General features: G+C 64.3%; 14 protein-coding genes. 3 read left to right on the plus strand and 11 right to left on the minus strand.

Going from position 1 to position 15,166, the window contains the following annotated elements:
- The gene (locus CK218_RS10310) at nt 1-1,527 is read right to left on the minus strand and encodes a sugar ABC transporter ATP-binding protein (protein ID WP_095827625.1); all 1,527 of its coding nucleotides are present in this window, start codon (nt 1,525-1,527) and stop codon (nt 1-3) included.
- Nucleotides 1,528-1,563: 36 nt separating this feature from the next.
- Complete coding sequence (locus tag CK218_RS10315; protein ID WP_095827626.1) at nt 1,564-2,499, minus strand: 2-dehydropantoate 2-reductase; 936 nt, start codon at nt 2,497-2,499, stop codon at nt 1,564-1,566.
- 181 nt (nt 2,500-2,680) lie between these two features.
- Here CK218_RS10315 and nanR point away from each other — a divergent pair, with 181 nt between their 5' ends.
- Entirely contained in the window at nt 2,681-3,394 is a 714-nt protein-coding gene (gene nanR / locus CK218_RS10320; protein WP_095827627.1) for a transcriptional regulator NanR, read from the plus strand.
- A 113-nt stretch (nt 3,395-3,507) separates the two neighbouring features.
- Here the strand turns inward: nanR and CK218_RS10325 are convergent, their stop codons facing one another.
- The 5 genes from CK218_RS10325 to CK218_RS10345 all read right to left on the minus strand — a co-directional run bounded on the left by CK218_RS10325 (nt 3,508) and on the right by CK218_RS10345 (nt 7,863).
- A complete protein-coding gene (locus tag CK218_RS10325; protein ID WP_095827628.1) occupies nt 3,508-3,888 on the minus strand; it encodes a RidA family protein in 381 nt (126 codons plus the stop codon).
- Nucleotides 3,889-3,974: 86 nt separating this feature from the next.
- Nucleotides 3,975-5,291: an MFS transporter gene (locus CK218_RS10330; RefSeq protein ID WP_095827629.1), complete on the minus strand. Its 1,317-nt coding sequence runs from the start codon at nt 5,289-5,291 to the stop codon at nt 3,975-3,977.
- A gap of 32 nt (nt 5,292-5,323) precedes the next feature.
- Nucleotides 5,324-6,112, minus strand: coding sequence for an SDR family oxidoreductase (locus CK218_RS10335; protein WP_095779527.1), 789 nt, complete (start codon nt 6,110-6,112; stop codon nt 5,324-5,326).
- Between the two features lies 1 nt (nt 6,113).
- Nucleotides 6,114-7,100: a D-2-hydroxyacid dehydrogenase family protein gene (locus CK218_RS10340; RefSeq protein ID WP_348628719.1), complete on the minus strand. Its 987-nt coding sequence runs from the start codon at nt 7,098-7,100 to the stop codon at nt 6,114-6,116.
- 16 nt (nt 7,101-7,116) lie between these two features.
- The gene (locus CK218_RS10345; RefSeq protein ID WP_095783892.1) at nt 7,117-7,863 is read right to left on the minus strand and encodes an RraA family protein; all 747 of its coding nucleotides are present in this window, start codon (nt 7,861-7,863) and stop codon (nt 7,117-7,119) included.
- 94 nt (nt 7,864-7,957) lie between these two features.
- Between CK218_RS10345 and CK218_RS10350 the strand changes: the two genes are divergently transcribed.
- Nucleotides 7,958-8,905: a LysR family transcriptional regulator gene (locus CK218_RS10350; RefSeq protein WP_245434967.1), complete on the plus strand. Its 948-nt coding sequence runs from the start codon at nt 7,958-7,960 to the stop codon at nt 8,903-8,905.
- A gap of 69 nt (nt 8,906-8,974) precedes the next feature.
- Here CK218_RS10350 and CK218_RS10355 read toward each other — a convergent pair whose 3' ends face one another.
- Together CK218_RS10355 and CK218_RS10360 are read right to left on the minus strand one after the other, a co-directional pair.
- Nucleotides 8,975-10,006, minus strand: coding sequence for an MBL fold metallo-hydrolase (locus CK218_RS10355; protein ID WP_095827631.1), 1,032 nt, complete (start codon nt 10,004-10,006; stop codon nt 8,975-8,977).
- Between the two features lie 259 nt (nt 10,007-10,265).
- Nucleotides 10,266-11,735, minus strand: a complete 1,470-nt coding sequence (locus tag CK218_RS10360) for an MFS transporter (RefSeq protein WP_245434970.1) — start codon at nt 11,733-11,735, stop codon at nt 10,266-10,268.
- Between the two features lie 92 nt (nt 11,736-11,827).
- On the opposite strand from CK218_RS10360, the gene CK218_RS10365 reads away from it, so the two are divergent.
- Nucleotides 11,828-12,346 carry a MarR family transcriptional regulator gene (locus CK218_RS10365; RefSeq protein WP_095827633.1) on the plus strand — a complete coding sequence of 173 codons (519 nt, stop codon included), beginning with the start codon at nt 11,828-11,830 and terminating at the stop codon, nt 12,344-12,346.
- Between the two features lie 27 nt (nt 12,347-12,373).
- Here CK218_RS10365 and CK218_RS10370 read toward each other — a convergent pair whose 3' ends face one another.
- Together CK218_RS10370 and CK218_RS10375 are read right to left on the minus strand one after the other, a co-directional pair.
- A complete protein-coding gene (locus tag CK218_RS10370; RefSeq protein ID WP_095827634.1) occupies nt 12,374-13,618 on the minus strand; it encodes an FAD-dependent oxidoreductase in 1,245 nt (414 codons plus the stop codon).
- A gap of 4 nt (nt 13,619-13,622) precedes the next feature.
- Complete coding sequence (locus CK218_RS10375; RefSeq protein ID WP_095779533.1) at nt 13,623-15,011, minus strand: PLP-dependent aminotransferase family protein; 1,389 nt, start codon at nt 15,009-15,011, stop codon at nt 13,623-13,625.
- Between the last annotated feature and the right edge of the window lie 155 nt (nt 15,012-15,166).

Raw genomic sequence — 15,166 nt, forward strand, 5'->3', positions numbered from 1 at the left:
TCATGCTCCAACCGCTTCCTCGCGTACGTTCGCGACCGACGACGTGAACCGGGTCGCCAGCCGCAACACCTGCTCTTCGGTCGCCCCCTCGCCCGGCAGTTCCCCGACCGTGCGGCCCTCGGCCATCACGACGATCCGGTCCGCAAGCGCCAGCACCTCGGGCAGCTCGGACGAGACGACGAGCAGCGCCACGCCCTTCTCCGCCAGTCCGCGCAGCAGGCGATAAATTTCGGAACGAGCGCCGACATCGACGCCGCGCGTCGGCTCGTCGACGATGAGCAGGCGCGGCTCCATGGCCAGCCATTTCGCGAGCAGGACCTTCTGCTGGTTGCCCCCCGAAAGCTCGCCGACGATCTTGCGCACGCTGGGGGTGGCGATGCGCAGCTCTTTGACGAAATCGCCTGCGAGCCGTTCGGCCTTGCTGTTGGAGAAGTTGGCGCCGGACGAGACCTTCGAAAGCACAGTGGCGGCGATGTTGTTGACGAGGTCCATCCCGAGGAAGAGACCCGACGTCTTGCGATCCTCCGGAACCATGCCGATGCCGGCGTGCTTGGCGTCCCACGGGCCCTGAGGGTCGACCGGTGCGCCTCCGATCCGGATGTCGCCGGCCGTGTGGCGCCTGGCGCCAAAAATGGCCTCGCAGAATTCGCTCCGCCCGGAACCGATCAACCCGGCAAGACAGACAACCTCACCGGCGCGCACGGTGATCGAAGCCGAGCGCACAAGCGGCGGCGCGGAGACCCCGTCGGCTTCAAAAACGATCGGTCCCGCTTGCCGCGCCGAAGCCGCGCGGGTGAGATGAACCTCGCGCCCGACCATCAGCCGTATCAACTCGTCCGTCGTCGTCTCGGCGACCTTGCGCGTACCGGCGAGCCGCCCGTCCTTGAGCACCGTGACGGAATCGCAGAGCGCGAAGATCTCGGCTAGGCGGTGGGAGACATAGATGACCGAAACGCCGTCCCTGGCCAGCCGGCGCACGATCTCGAAGAGCTTTTCGGTTTCGGTCAGCGTCAGCGCCGCCGTCGGCTCGTCGAGGATCAGCAGCCTCAGTTCGCGCGACAATGCCTTGGCGATCTCGACGATCTGCGCCTGGGCTGGCGACAGGAATGCCACTTTCATTGCCGGATCGATGGCGACGCCGAGCTGGGCGATGAGAGCGTGCGCTCTTTCGCGCATCAGCCGGATATCGACCTGGCCGAACCATTTTGTCGGCTGACGGCCGGCAAAGATGTTTTCCGCGACCGACAGCTGCGGCACCAGCGAGCCTTCCTGATGGACGATGCCGATGCCCAGCTCGCCCGCGGCCTTCTCGTCGAGGTCGCCGAGTACGGCGTCGTCGAGCCGCACCTCGCCGCCGGTGCGGCTGTAGACGCCGGCAACGATTTTTCCCAGCGTGGACTTGCCGGCACCGTTCTCGCCAAGCAGCGCCCGGATTTCACCGGGCTCGACCGATATCGACACGTCGTCGAGTGCCCGAACGCCGGGGAACGTCTTGCAAAGCTGCGAGATGTGGAGGCGCGGCGCCATGTCGACCTCAAGCGCTGACAAGTGCGGCCGGCATGGCTATGCCTTGGCCTGAAGGTAGTGAGCTTGCTTGGCCTGGATCATCCAGACCATGGTTTCATTCACCGGCGTGGCCACGCCGGTGCGCTTGCCGGCGCCGACGATGGCGCCGTTGATGACCTCGATCTCCGTCTGGCGCCGCGCCTCGACGTCCTGGAGCATGGAGGCCTTGCCGCCCACGGCCTTCTCCAGCAACCCCGTTATGGCGGCCCAGCGCTCGTCATAATCGAGCGAAATGCCCTGCGCTTTGGCAACCGCCACGACTTCCTTCAGGATTGCCGCCATCAGCGACTTGGCGCCGTCGAAGGCGACCAGTTCGTGCGACATGAGATGCAATAGGCCGGCGACCGGCAGCGTGCAGGCGTTCAGCGCCAGCTTCTTCCATACCTCGTCCAGGATGCGCTCGGACCTGGTGGTTTCGATCTGCGCGGCACGGAAGGTCTCGACCACCTTGTCCAGGCGAGGTGTCGCCTTGCCGCTCAGTTCGCCGATATAGGTCATCCCGACGCCGGGATGCTTCACCTTGCCGGGGCCGAGCAACGTGCCGCCGTGGTAAGTCAGGCCGACCAGGACCTTGTCTTCGCCGACAATGCCGGCGATGCGCGGCGCGTTGCCCCAGCCGTTCTGCAGGCTGAGCACCGCCGTGTCCCCCGCGATCATCGGGGCCGCCGCGCGGACCGCCGCATCGGTGTGATAGCATTTGACGAAATTGATGATCAGGTCGACCGGTCCGACCTTCGACGGCTCCGTGGTTGCCGGAACGCGGATAACCGGTTGGGAGCCGTCCCTCTCCTCGATCGTGAGGCCGTTGTCGTTGATCGCTTGCACGGCCGGCTTCGAGACGTCGATCAGCGTCACGTCGTTGCCTGCTCGGGCAAGATAGCCGCCGAAAATGCCGCCCATGGCACCGCCGCCGCCCAGAATGGCGATCCGCATGTCTTTCGCTCCCTGTCCCACCACGGGTTGTTTTCGGCAAAGCCGGGGCGCCGCTTCCAGGATCTTGTGGAAACGCGCTTTCGGCGAGCGCACCGCTAGCCGATCCGGCCTTGTCTGGTTATGTTGCGGTCATCCTTGCAAGCAGTTGCATGGTTGTCAAGTATGATGGTATGAAAGGTCTATGGTCGATCCTCTCGTTATAGAACGCAAGAAGCTCTTCGAGCATGTGGCCTCGCATCTCGAGGCGCAGATCCTGTCCGGCAAGCTGAAGCCCGGAGACCAGCTGCCGCCGGAGCGCGACCTGCAGACGCGCTTCGGCGTCGGCCGGCCCGCCATTCGCGAGGCGCTGATCTCGCTGCAGAAGGCTGGGCTGGTCGAACTCACCAATGGCGCGCGGGCCAAGGTGCTGATGCCGACGGCTTCACATATCTTCACCGGCATGGCTCCGGCCGTGCGCCAGATGCTTTCGACCGAGGAGGGACATCGCTACTTCCAGGGAGCGCGCCTGTTCTTCGAAGTTGGGCTGGCGCGCGAGGCCGCCCGGCACGCGACGGCCACGGACCTCGAGGCGCTGGCGACTGCGCTCGAAGCCAACCGGAAGGCGATCGGCGACCGCGAACGTTTCACCTCAACCGACATCGCCTTCCACTTCGAACTGGCGAAGATGGCGCGCAATCCAGTCTTCATCGCGCTGCACGACCAGATCTCGGAGTGGCTGAAGGAACAGCGCACGGTGACCCTTGCGGCAAAGGGGCAGGAAAGGACGGCGTTCGAGGCGCACAAGGCGATCTATGACGGCATCGCGGCCCGTGATCCCGATCGCGCCGAGCAGGCCATGCGCACGCATCTCGAGCAGCTTGCCGTCACCTTCTGGCAGCAGCGCACGCACGATTGAAAGCTGTGTGGATCGGCGTCTTAGGTGACCACTTCACCGGCAGGCGCCGGCATGCATCGACCTGAACTGATGTCACGCAGAAATTGCGAGCGCTGAGTACAGCAGATGCAAATCTAGAGCTCGATAACTGCGACGAATTCGCATTGCACCAGGGAAGCGCTGTCTGGTGTCAACGGCCTAACGTGCCTGGCCGGACGCGACTCGGAATCTGGAAACATCCGCAGCCATTCTTCATTGACGGCGACCCTGTCGCTGCTGTCGCGGAGATAGATATCCACCTTGATGATGTCCTCCGCGCTGCCGCCGGCGGCCTCGATGACGGCGCGCATGTTGGCGAACACATTGGCCGACTGAGCCGCCATTCCGGCCGGCAATTCCTGCGTCGTCGGACTGACGCCATGAATCGCCCCCGAGAACACCATGTTGCCGATCCGGCAGGCATTGGGAACTGGATGCCTGTGGCTCAGTCCTTTCACCGAAATACTTTTGCGCATGGTTCTGCTGATCCTTCGCGATCCGTAGCGGGAAATTCGTGAACGGCTGGTCTGAATGCCTGGCGCACGAGTGCGGCTGGAAGGACCTATCGTCTCGCGCGCAAAACCGAGGCTTGCGCGGGTGGCGAGGAAGCGCCGGTGTCGAGATGCGGCGCGGGCGGTTCATAGCCGGACGTCAGCTGAATTCCCCGCGTCTCGGGCAGCATCAGGGTCGCGGCGAATGCGATGCTGTAGCCCAACAGCGCGACAAGGCCGATCGCCTCAGCCAGGCTGATATGTTGCGCCAGTATTCCGATGCTGGATACGGCGGCCGCACCGGCCGCCTTACCGAAATTGTAGGCGAAGCTCTGACCGCTGGCGCGGATGGCGGAGGGGAAAAGCTCGGTGAAGAACGGGCCGAGCGCGGCATAGTTTCCGATGGTGAAGAAGCCGAACGGTGCACCCAGGATAATCAGCGACCAGCCGGAGAGCGGCAGGAACATATAGGCGATGGTGATCAGCCATGAACATACCAGAAAAAGCTGAAACGTCCGCCGCCGCCCGAGACGATCGGCCAGGTATGCGCTGGCCAGAAATCCGAAAAACGAGCCGCCGGTCACCACGAACAGGTAATATCCAGATGCGCTCGGCGACAGTTCGCGCACCGTCTTCATGAAGGTCGGCAGCCAGTTGACGATCGCACCGCCGACTCCGATCACGCCGAATGCCAGCAATGAAGAAAGGATCGTCACGCGCAGGGCGTCAGGCTGAAATATCGCACCCAGCCCGGGCCGAACGCCGCTCTTCTCGACGAGCTCGCGCGTTTTGACGAAGATCTCCGGCTCCTCGATCTTGCGGCGCAGATAGAGCACCAGCACGCCGGGGAGCACACCGATCATCAGCAGCACGCGCCATCCGTAATCCTGGGGCAAATGCGCCAGCACCAGGCCCGCCAATATGGCGGCAGCGCTCCAGCCGATGCCGAATCCGCTCTGGACGGTGCCTACGGCCTTGCCGCGATGTTCGGCGCGGATGATCTCGCCCATGAGGACCGCACCGGCCGCCCACTCGCCGCCGAAGCCCAGCCCCTGCATGATGCGCAAGACCATCAGTTGCTGGAAGTCCTGGGCGAACCCGGCAAGGAAAGTGAAGGCGCAGAACCAAAGGATCGTGAACTGCATGATGCGGGCACGGCCGAAACGGTCGGCGAGATAGCCGCAGAGCCACCCTCCGATCGCCGCGGAGAGCAGCGTCGCGGTTGCCAGATAGCCGGCCTGCGCCGTCGTCATTCCCCAGGCCGCGATGAGGATCGGCAGCACGAAGCTGAAGAGCTGCGCATCCATCGCATCGACGGCCCAGCCGGCGAAACAGCCCCAGAAGGTGTTCCGCTCGCGCGACGTCAACTCCCTGTACCAAGTGAACATCTTTTTCCTCCCGTTTTTCGATGCGACGCCGGCTAGACAACCAGTGGCGTAAGTCCTCCATCCATGGTCAGCGAAGCGCCCGTCACGTAGGAGGATCTTGCGCTGGCGAGGAAAAGCGCGGCATCGGCCACCTCTTCAGGATTTGCGTAGCGCCGCAGCGGAATCCGCTGCTCGTTCAGCCGCAGCAATTCTTCCGGCGTCTTGCCAGTCACCCTGGATTCGACTTCAAGCGACAATTGCAAGCGCTCGGTCATGGTGGCGGCCGGGTTGATCACGTTCACCCTGACGCCTGCATGCCCCCACGCCGCTGCCAGCCCCGCCGAGGCGAGCATCAGCGCCGCGTTGGCGGCGCCTCCCGGCAAATGCATGGGTGACGCGATCTTGCCGCCGGTGCCGACTATGTTGACGATCGTGCCGGCGCCCCGCGCCACCATCAGCGGCAGGACGTAGTCGGTGACGTTCATGTAGGTGAAGAACTTCGCGTCCATCGCGACACGCCATTTGTCCGGCGTCAGTTCGTCGGGGGCAACTCTCCTGGCGCCACCGGCCGAATTGACCAGGGACGCGATCGGCCCCACCTGCTCCTCGAGCGCGGCGACCATTTGCTTTGCCGCAAGCCCGTCCGACAGATCAGCGGCGAAACTCGTTGCCGACAGCCCCTCGGCGGCCAGCTTTTTCTTGGCGTTGTCGAGGTTCTCCTGGCTGCGTGACACAATCACCACGCGGGCCCCTTCCCTGGCAAAGGCGCGTGCGCAGGCCAGCCCTATTCCCTTGCTGCCCCCGGTTATGAGGACAATTTTCCCGTCGAGCTCGAGGTTCATTTCAGTGATCCTGTTTCTGGCCGCCAGCGGAGTGGACATTGATCGGGGTTCCGCCCGCGAAGGCTACGATCTGGTCGAACGCATTGCCGTACGCGAACTCATAGTTGTCGCGCTCGACATAGCCGAGATGCGGCGTGCACAGGGCGTTTGGAAGCCTGAGCAGGGCGTCGTCCGGATTGGTGAGCGGCTCGCGTTCGAACACGTCGACTGCCGCCTTGCCGGGGCGACCGCTCTTCAGCGCCGCGACCAAAGCGCCCGGCTGGATCAGCTCGGCACGGCTGGTGTTCACAAGCAAAGCCGTCGGCTTCATCAAGGCCAGGTCGTCAGGCCCAATCGCGCCGGCGGTCTCGGCATTCAGCCGCAGATGCAAGCTGAGAACATCCGACAGCCTGAACAGGGACGGCTTGTCTTGTGCCACTCTGAAACCCTCGGCCTTAGCGCGATCCAACGAACCTTGGCGTCCCCAGACCAGCACTTCCATGCCGAAGGCCTTGCCGATCCGCGCCACCATCGAGCCCAAGCGGCCGAAACCATAGATGCCGAGGACGCGGCCGCGCAGGCCGAGGCCTATGGTGGTCTGCCAACGGCCTTGCCGCAGCGACGCGCTCTCGAAAGGAATGTTGCGCATCGCCGCAAGAATCAGCCCCCAGGTGAGTTCGACGGTCGAATAGGACGGACGCGACGTCAGAGCGGACGAAACGACGACACCGTGCCTGTCGCAGGCCGCCAGATCGATGTGGGGAATGTGGCCGTTCTGGCTTATGAGCTTCAGCTTGGGAAGGCGGCTCAGCAAAGCTTCGTCGATCTTGGTGCGCTCGCGCATCAGCACCAGGACGTCCGCCTCCGCCAGGCGATCTGCCAGAATGTCGACATCCTCGACGATATCGGTCCAGATCGTGACGTCGTGGCCGTCCAGCCTGGAGAAGCAGTCCAGCGTGCGGACCACGTCCTGGTAGTCGTTGATGATGGCGACGCGAAGCTTTCTCACGGGGTGACCTATCGCCTCATGCATTGCCCGGCAGATCCGCAACGGAGGTACCGGCGTCGATTGCTTCGCACTTGGCCTCTTCAAGCGCCGACTTCCTCAGCGCCTTTGCCAGAACTTCGGCGGCCCGGGCAATCGGGATGAAGCAGACGCCGGTTTCGTCTGCAACGACGATATCGCCTGGAGCAACGCGCACGCCGGCGACTTGGATTTCGCCGTTGATCTCCACGGTCTCGATGCGCCATTTGCCTGTGACAGGCGTTATCTCGCTGGCCCAAAGCGGATATCCGACCCGCCGCGAATGCCCAAGGTCGCGAACGCCTCCGTCCACGATTGCTCCGGCCTCGCCCTGCCGTTTTCCGGTCTGGGCCGAAATTCCGCCCATGTTCGAAACGCCGGCAACGCCCTCGATCACCACAACGTCGCCCGGCAGCGCCAGGTTGTGGGCCTCGAACTCCGCCATCCGGTTGACGTGGTTTTTCGCCGTTTCGTAGACATGCTCGCGTTGCAGGATGTTGCGCACCGTAAGCGCCGGACCGACGATCGACACCGAAGGCAGGGTCGGCTTCAGAACCGATGCGCCAACCGCGCCGGTGATACCGAGCTCATCCATGATGTCCGAGATGACGCTGGTGGCGTCGCCGATCCGCTTGAAGCCGTCGATCAGATCCTTCGGCGGGCGCGGTACCCGCATCAGTCGAATGCGGTCGCGACTGATCTTGCCGGTGAGCTTCGGCAGCACATCCGCGAGAGCTGTATCATTCATGCCTTATCCTCCGATCAGCGGCATCAGGATGGCTTGCCGCCATCAATGCGTCCAATTTAGAATCGACCAATGCATCATTTGCTGGGTGAATAACGTGCGCCTTGATCTGAACCTGATTGCCGTCCTTGAGGCCATCATGCTGGAGAGGAATGTGACACGTGCGGCCTCGAGCCTGGCGATGAGCCAGCCGGCGGTCAGCAATGCGTTGCGTCGAGCCCGCCGCCTCACTAAAGATCAACTTTTCCTCAAGACGGCAACGGGGGTCCAGCCCACCGCTCGCATGGTCGCGATGTGGCCCGACCTTCATCGCTCGCTCACGGCAATTCGCGCTTCTTTCGCGCCCGACGAGTTCGATCCCGCGTCGGATGCGACCAGTTTTCGCATTGCCGTCACCGACAGTCTCGCGATGGAAGGCGTCAGCGAAATTACGCTGAAATTGCAGGCCGCGGCGCCGCGCGCCCGCGTTTCCTTCGCGGTGCATACCCATGAAGGCTCCCTGGAAGGAATCGATCGCGGCACCCTTGACTGCGCCGTGGGCATGTTTGCCTCGCTGCCAAGAGAAATGCATGTACGGAGCCTGCGGACGGATCGCTATGTCTGCGTCATGCGCGGCGGACATGACCTGGCTGATTGCCTGACGCTCGATCGATTCACCGCCGCGGCACACGTCTTGGCGACCCCGTCCGGTCTGGAACGCGGCTTGGTGGATGGCTGGCTCAGCCTGACGGGACGGACAAGGACGATCGCCGTTGTGGTCAATCACTTTGCCGACGCGCTGAAGATTGTCTCGCGTAGCGACCTCCTCACCTGCGTGCCGCTCGGCTTCTTCAATGGACCGTGGCGAACGATTGCGGATGGACGTGACCTGGTGGTGTGCGAGTTGCCGTTCGAAACCGAGAAGCTGCTCTACAAGCTGATCTGGCACGAACGACTGCAGCAGCACCCCGCCCACCAATGGTTTCGCGCGCTCGTGACGGACGCCTGCGGTTCGTCCTTCGATGGCCAGCTGGTTGGAGAAGCGCCGCTCGTGGGAACGACATGATCTTACGGCGGAAGCGACATCCAGGATGTCACTGGCGCAGATGGATCCGGCTTCCTCGCGGCACCAGTTCTAACCGTTCAGGGGCACATATGAGTAGACGTTCGCGGCGTCGCGCCGGACACGGCCAAGCCCAGGAAACGATATGTGGGCGCCGCCTACGATATAGCCGCTGTCAGCCGCATCGGCGAAGGCGCGCTCGTGCACGCGCTCGGCTTCCGATGCGTCGGCGTCATACTGGATCGTGACGGACGGGTCCTTGAATTGTACCGCGGCGACATGCACGACGTCGCCCCACAGGACGATCTTCTCGCCCTTGCTCTCGACCACATACATTGTATGTCCGGGTGTGTGGCCATAGGCGGTTTGTGCGCGCACGCCAGGCACAAGATCGGTGTTGCCATCGAATACGGCGAGCTTGCCGGCTTGCAGATATGGCCCGATCGATGCCATGGCGGCCTGAAAAAACCGCTTCGCTTCAGCGGGAGCCGCGTGCATGCTTGCCTCGCTCAGCCAGTAGTCGGTGTCGCGCTTTTCGACACGCACGACGGCGTTGGGGAAGGCTCTCTGGCCGTCGACCATGAGACCGCCGACGTGGTCGGTGTGCAGGTGCGTGAGGTAGATCTCATCGATCTGCTCCGGCCGATAGCCTGATGCGCTGAGATTGCTTAGCAGGTGGCCGGTGCCTGGGCCTAACAGGGACCCGGCACCAGCGTCGATCAGCACCAGCCTGGCTCCGGTATTGACGAGAAAGGAATTGTGCGACGTCTCGACGACATCGGTGAGATAGTTGCGTTTGAGTGCTTCCTCGATCCGCGCCGGGTCGCCCTGCAGCAACTTCGTCGCGGGGAGCATATTGCTGCCATCGGACAGCGCCGTTACCTCAAAATCGCCGAGCGTCAAACGATGGAACCGGGGCGCCTGGCTTTTGGCCATGGGCGCGCCAGCGAACAACGGCGTCGCCAGGCCGCAGGCCAGACAAAAGCAGCCGGCGGCCAAAAATGCGCGGCGGCTCGGATTGACGATGTCGCCGCTGGTCAGCCGGGGCTCCGCACCTCCGGTGCCGTCGAACAGGTAATCGAGAATCTTGCGAGGGGCGGTCATCCCAGAGCTCCATGTGCTTTTCGTCGAGGCCGCGACCGGCGTCCGTACGCTCGTTCTCGTCGCGGAGAACGTTTGCGCCGAGGCCGGTTTGCGCGCATAGCGTTCCCGAGACGGGTTACGCCGTCCAATTCAGAGTTCGCCGTCAGCATCATCACCCAGTTGAATAACGACCGATGATCATCATCCACCTAAAGCTCGCGATCGGCCTCTTCCTTCAGCCTCGCGGCTCGGAGCGGTCGCGCTGTTCCGGCATCTGAAATCACATCTCCACGGGCTGGGCGTCGGTCTGATCCTTGTTGAACCGCGGCAGCAGCCCGGTGCACAGGACCAGCATGACGACAATGACGAACTGACATGCGATGACTGTGCCGAAGGCGTGCGAAATGCTCGCCGGCTCCAGTGCCAGGTAGAGCGTGCCCAGGGTTGCGACCCCGAGCGCCAGGCCCGACTGCTGTAGAGTGATGAGGACGCCGCTGCCGACGCCCGCCAGATGCTTGGGGACATCGGCGAGCACGGCCCGGAACAAGCCCGAAAACAACATTGATTGCCCGGCCCCGATCACGACCAGCGGCACGGCAAATTCGAGGAGGCTCACTCTTGGCCAACTGGACACGGTGATTGCGATCAACGTGACCAGTCCAAGCGCCTGCAGGAGACCGCCGGTCGCGAGCGCCCCGCGGCCGAAGCGGCCGATGATGCGCGGGCTGACCACTGAACCGATGAAGAACATCGCCGCCATCGGCAGGATGGCGAGGCCGCTTTCGAGCGGGTTGGCGCCGAGTCCGTTCTGGACGGTGAGCGCGAAGACGAACATGAAGGCGCCGAAGCCGACGCTGAACAGCGTGATCATGGCCAGGCCGCGCGACATCGAGGGCAGCTTGAGCAGCGACGGCGGCAGCAACGGCATCTCGCCGCGCGCTTCGGCGGCCCTTTCGACGACCACCGTCGCGACGGCAAGCAAGACGGCTGCAGCCAGCATTGTCCACGTCCATACCGGCCAGCCGAGCGAGTGACCTTCGGTCAGCGGCACCAGCAGAGCCGTCAGCGTGGCGGCGAAAAGTATAGTGCCGGCGACGTCGATGCCCGAGGGGTGCGGCGAGCGGTTGGCTGGCACGACCGCCCGCGAGGCGAAGAACACGATGACGCCGAGCGGGATGTTGATCAGGAAGATCGGCCGCCAGGACGTGCCGAACAGATTGGCGCTGACCAGCAGTCCGCCGGCCAGTTGGCCGACAACCGCGGCGATGCCCGAGGTGGCGCCGTAAAGCGCGATGGCCCGGGTCTTGCGTTCGCCTTCCAGGGTGGCCTGGAAGGTCGCAAGCACCTGCGGCACGAGCATCGCCGCCATTGCGCCCTGGACCAGGCGCGCGGCGATAAGGAGATCGATGGTGGGTGCCAGACCACAGGCGAGAGAGGCGAGGATAAACCCGGAGAGCCCGACCAAGAACAGGCTATGGCGTCCAAAACGATCGCCCAGCCTGCCGCCGAGAACGAGCATGGCGGCGTAAGCCACACCGTAGACTGAAACCACCAGCTCAAGTGCGGCCGGCGTCGCCTGCAGCGAGGTGGCGATGGTCGGCAGCGCCACGTTGACGATGAAAAAGTCGGCGATCGGCAGGAAGGCGCCGGCGAGCAGAACGTACACGCCAATCCCGTGCAGCCCGCCGGCGCGGGCCATGGAACGAGGTGTGTGCCAAGCGTGCCCGGCGGCGGTTGTCGAGTTTGTCATCCGAACCTCCAGATGTGTATGCAGCCATAGTTATGTTGTCATAATGATTATGTCCATATACATAGACGCTTGAAGTCTGTAAACTGCGCCCTATGGAAATCGACCCGGAATCATCCGCATGCAAAGCTCCCCCGGCTGTTCGCTGGGCGGACCTGGCCGACCTCATCCTCATCATTGCCCGTGAGATTCAGTTTCGCGGTTACCGGGACGAAAAAGCGCTGTCGCTGTCGCAATCGGAGGGCATGGTGATGCGCCACCTGGTTGCGCACGCTTCCGCAACGCCCAGCCAGATCGCGACGGCGACCGGGCTGCAGCGCACCAATGTTTCCACCGTGCTGCGCGACCTGGAAGGCAAGGGGCTGATCGAGCGCCATGTCGACCCGCAAGATCGCCGGGGCGTCACCGTCCACCGCACCCGGCGGGGAGCCCACAATTACGCCCTGGTGCGCAAGGAGTGGGCAACTGCCGTATCCGAGGCCGCCGGCGGCGACACACGCAAGCTCAATGCCGCACTTGAGCTTCTCAGATCCATCGAAGCCGGCCTGACCGCAACGCGACCGATAGACGGTGACGGTCCGGGGCGAGATTCCGCCCGCCGCCGGAACCTCTAGTCGCGGTCAAACGTGGGATTCGCCTGTTCAGAACCGGGCCGAGCTGAAGGCGGACAGCAATGTGCTGTCCTTTCCGTGAATCACGTCGGCGACTAGTCGGGCAGTAATTGGTGCGAGGGTGAGTCCGAGGTGACCGTGGCCGAAGGCGTAGATCACGTCCGGCGATTTCCTCGAGGGTCCGATCACAGGGCGCGAGTCCGGCAGGGACGGCCGGAAGCCTAGCCATTGCGACGATGGCTGGCCGAGATCGGGGAAGAACTGCCGCACGCCGCGATCGAGCAGCGCCAGCCGGCGCGGATTGGCCGGTGCTTCGAGCCCACCCAGCTCGACGGTGCCGGCAACTCTCAGCCTGCCGTCCATCGGCGTCATGTAGAAACCGAGATCGACCGGGCAGACCGGGCGGTTGAGCAAAGGTGTCGTGGTCGGAAACTCGAGATGATAGCCGCGCTCGGTCTCCAACGGGATCCGGTCGCCGGCCTGGGCAGCGAGCGGCCGTGACCGCGCGCCCGCCGCAATCACTACTTTTTGCGCCGTGACGGCGAGGCCCGGGCCGCTCAGCCGCACGCCGCCTGCCCCCGTTGCGAGGCCGGTGACGCTCGCGCGCATGAGTTGAGCACCCCTGGCGGTAGCGGCTGCCGCCAGCCGCGCCATCACCGCCTTGGGATCGCTGACATTGATCGAATCCGGGAAATAGAGCCCCTGGGTCTCGAACGCCGCCAGCCGCGGCTCCAGCGCGCCCACCTGATCGGCGGTCAGAACCTGCTGATGAACGCCGAGCTCGGCGCGCAAAGCCCGTCCACTCTCGGAGGCGGCAAAATCGCTGTCGCGGCGATAGACATAGAGGCAGCCATTGCGGCGGATAAGATCCTGAAGTCCGGCCTCCTGCACCATTTCGCCCCAGGCCGGCAGCGCTTCGGCGAGCAAGCCGGCAAGCGCCAGTGCATTGGCGCGGGTTGCCGCCGGCAGCGACTGGCGGACAAAGCGGATGAGCCATGGCGCGAGCTGGAAAAGCGCTGCCCAGCGCAGCGAGAACGGGCTTTCGGGATCGAGCAGCAGCTTCGGCAACGCGCGCAGCACGCCGGGATTGCCGACCGGCATGCAGGCATATTCGGCGATCGTGCCGGCATTGCCGAACGAAGCGCCCGAGCCGGGCTCGTGCGGGTCGATGAGCAGGACCTCGCGACCCTCGCCGGCAAGGCGCAAAGCGGTCGCCAGGCCGACGACGCCGGCGCCGATGATGGCGATGTCGACTGATTTCGGCGCGGAGGCCATGGTCTTAGACAAAGCCAGGCAGTTGCAGATGACCGGCGGCGAGCAGCTCGGCCATGGTGGTGAGCGCCGAGCGCAGATCCTCTTGCGATCGCGCCGCGCCGACATTGATACGCACGCCGTGCTGGACCGGCTCGCGGCCGACGGCGAAGGCATCGCCTGGCAGGACGGCGACACCGCGCTCCAGGCAGGTGCGGGCAAAGCCCGCGCCGCGCCACGGCTCGGGCAGGCGCAGCCAGGCATGGGTCGAGGTCGGGTGGCTCTGGATGTCGAAGCGGCCTAGGATGTCGCTCAGGATAGCCTGACGCTGGCGCAGTTCCTGTTTTTGGATGTCGATGATGCGGGCGGCTGCGCCTTCCTCGAGCAGCCTGGCGCCGATCAGCGCGGTTAAAGGGCTGATGCTCCAGCAGTTGATGCGCAGCGCCGCGGCGACCTGGCCGGCGATCGGGCGCGGGGCGATGACGAAGCCGAGGCGCAGGCCGGGCGCGACGCATTTTGACAGCGCGCCGAGATGGATCGTCAGCTCCGGCTCGAGGCTGGCGAAGGACGGCGGCGGATCGTCGGCCAGCGGCCGGTAGACGTCGTCCTCGATGATCAGCACGTTGTGGCTCCGGGCGACCGCGGCGAGTTCGCGCCGACGCTCCTGGCTCAACGTGATTGTCGTCGGATTGTGCAGCGTCGGCACGAGGAATACCGCGCGCGGGCGAAGCTGCGCGCAAGCTGCCTCGAAGGCGTCCGGCCGCATCCCACCGCGATCCATGGCAACGCCCCTGAGATCAAGCCCGTGCACGCGGCAGAGCGCATTGATGCCCTGGTAGGTCACCTCGTCGGCCAGCACCACCTCGCCCTGCCGGGTGACGGCGCCAAGAACGCAGTCCAGGCCATGCTGGGCGCCGGCGGCGAGCACGACGCGGCCCGGGTCCCCTTCACCGGCGACGGTTTTGAACCAATCGGCGACCGCGACACGGCCCCAAAGCGGTCCCTCCGGCGGATGATAATCCTGCAACGAGGCGTAGTGGCGATCCTTGGAAAGACGCGGCATCAGCGCCGCAACGGCGTCGAGATAGGCTGACGTAGGCGGCCGGTTGACCGAGAGGTCGATGACGCCGCTCTGGTCGCTCGGCGCTGACACGAAGCCCGGCCGCTCGGCGATGTCGCGGGCGGCAACCGTTGTGCCGCGTCCGGGACGCGCCTCAAGAAGGCCTTGCTCCTGCAGGGTGGACAACGCCCGTGTCACGGTCGTGACATTGATGCCCAGGGCGCGCGCGATCTCGCGTTGCGGCGGCAGCCGGTCGCCGACGGCAAGCGTGCCGGTTGCGATGCGTTCGGCGATCGCGTCGGCAAGGCGGCGATAGACAGGGCTTTCATCCTCGGTGAGGCGAAGATTTTCGAGCATGCGGATTTCGAACTGCGGCTGATACTGAGTTGTCGGGCATTTAGCATAAGACAACGATCCCGACAATAGAAGTTGTCCTACACTCAACTTCGGAAAATTATCACACAATGCAGCATTTTACGGCTTGACGGGCAAACTTGTCCGCATCTATGGTC

The sequence above is a fragment of the Mesorhizobium sp. WSM3879 genome (assembly GCF_002294915.1).
In the GTDB taxonomy this organism is placed as follows: Bacteria; Pseudomonadota; Alphaproteobacteria; order Rhizobiales; family Rhizobiaceae; genus Mesorhizobium.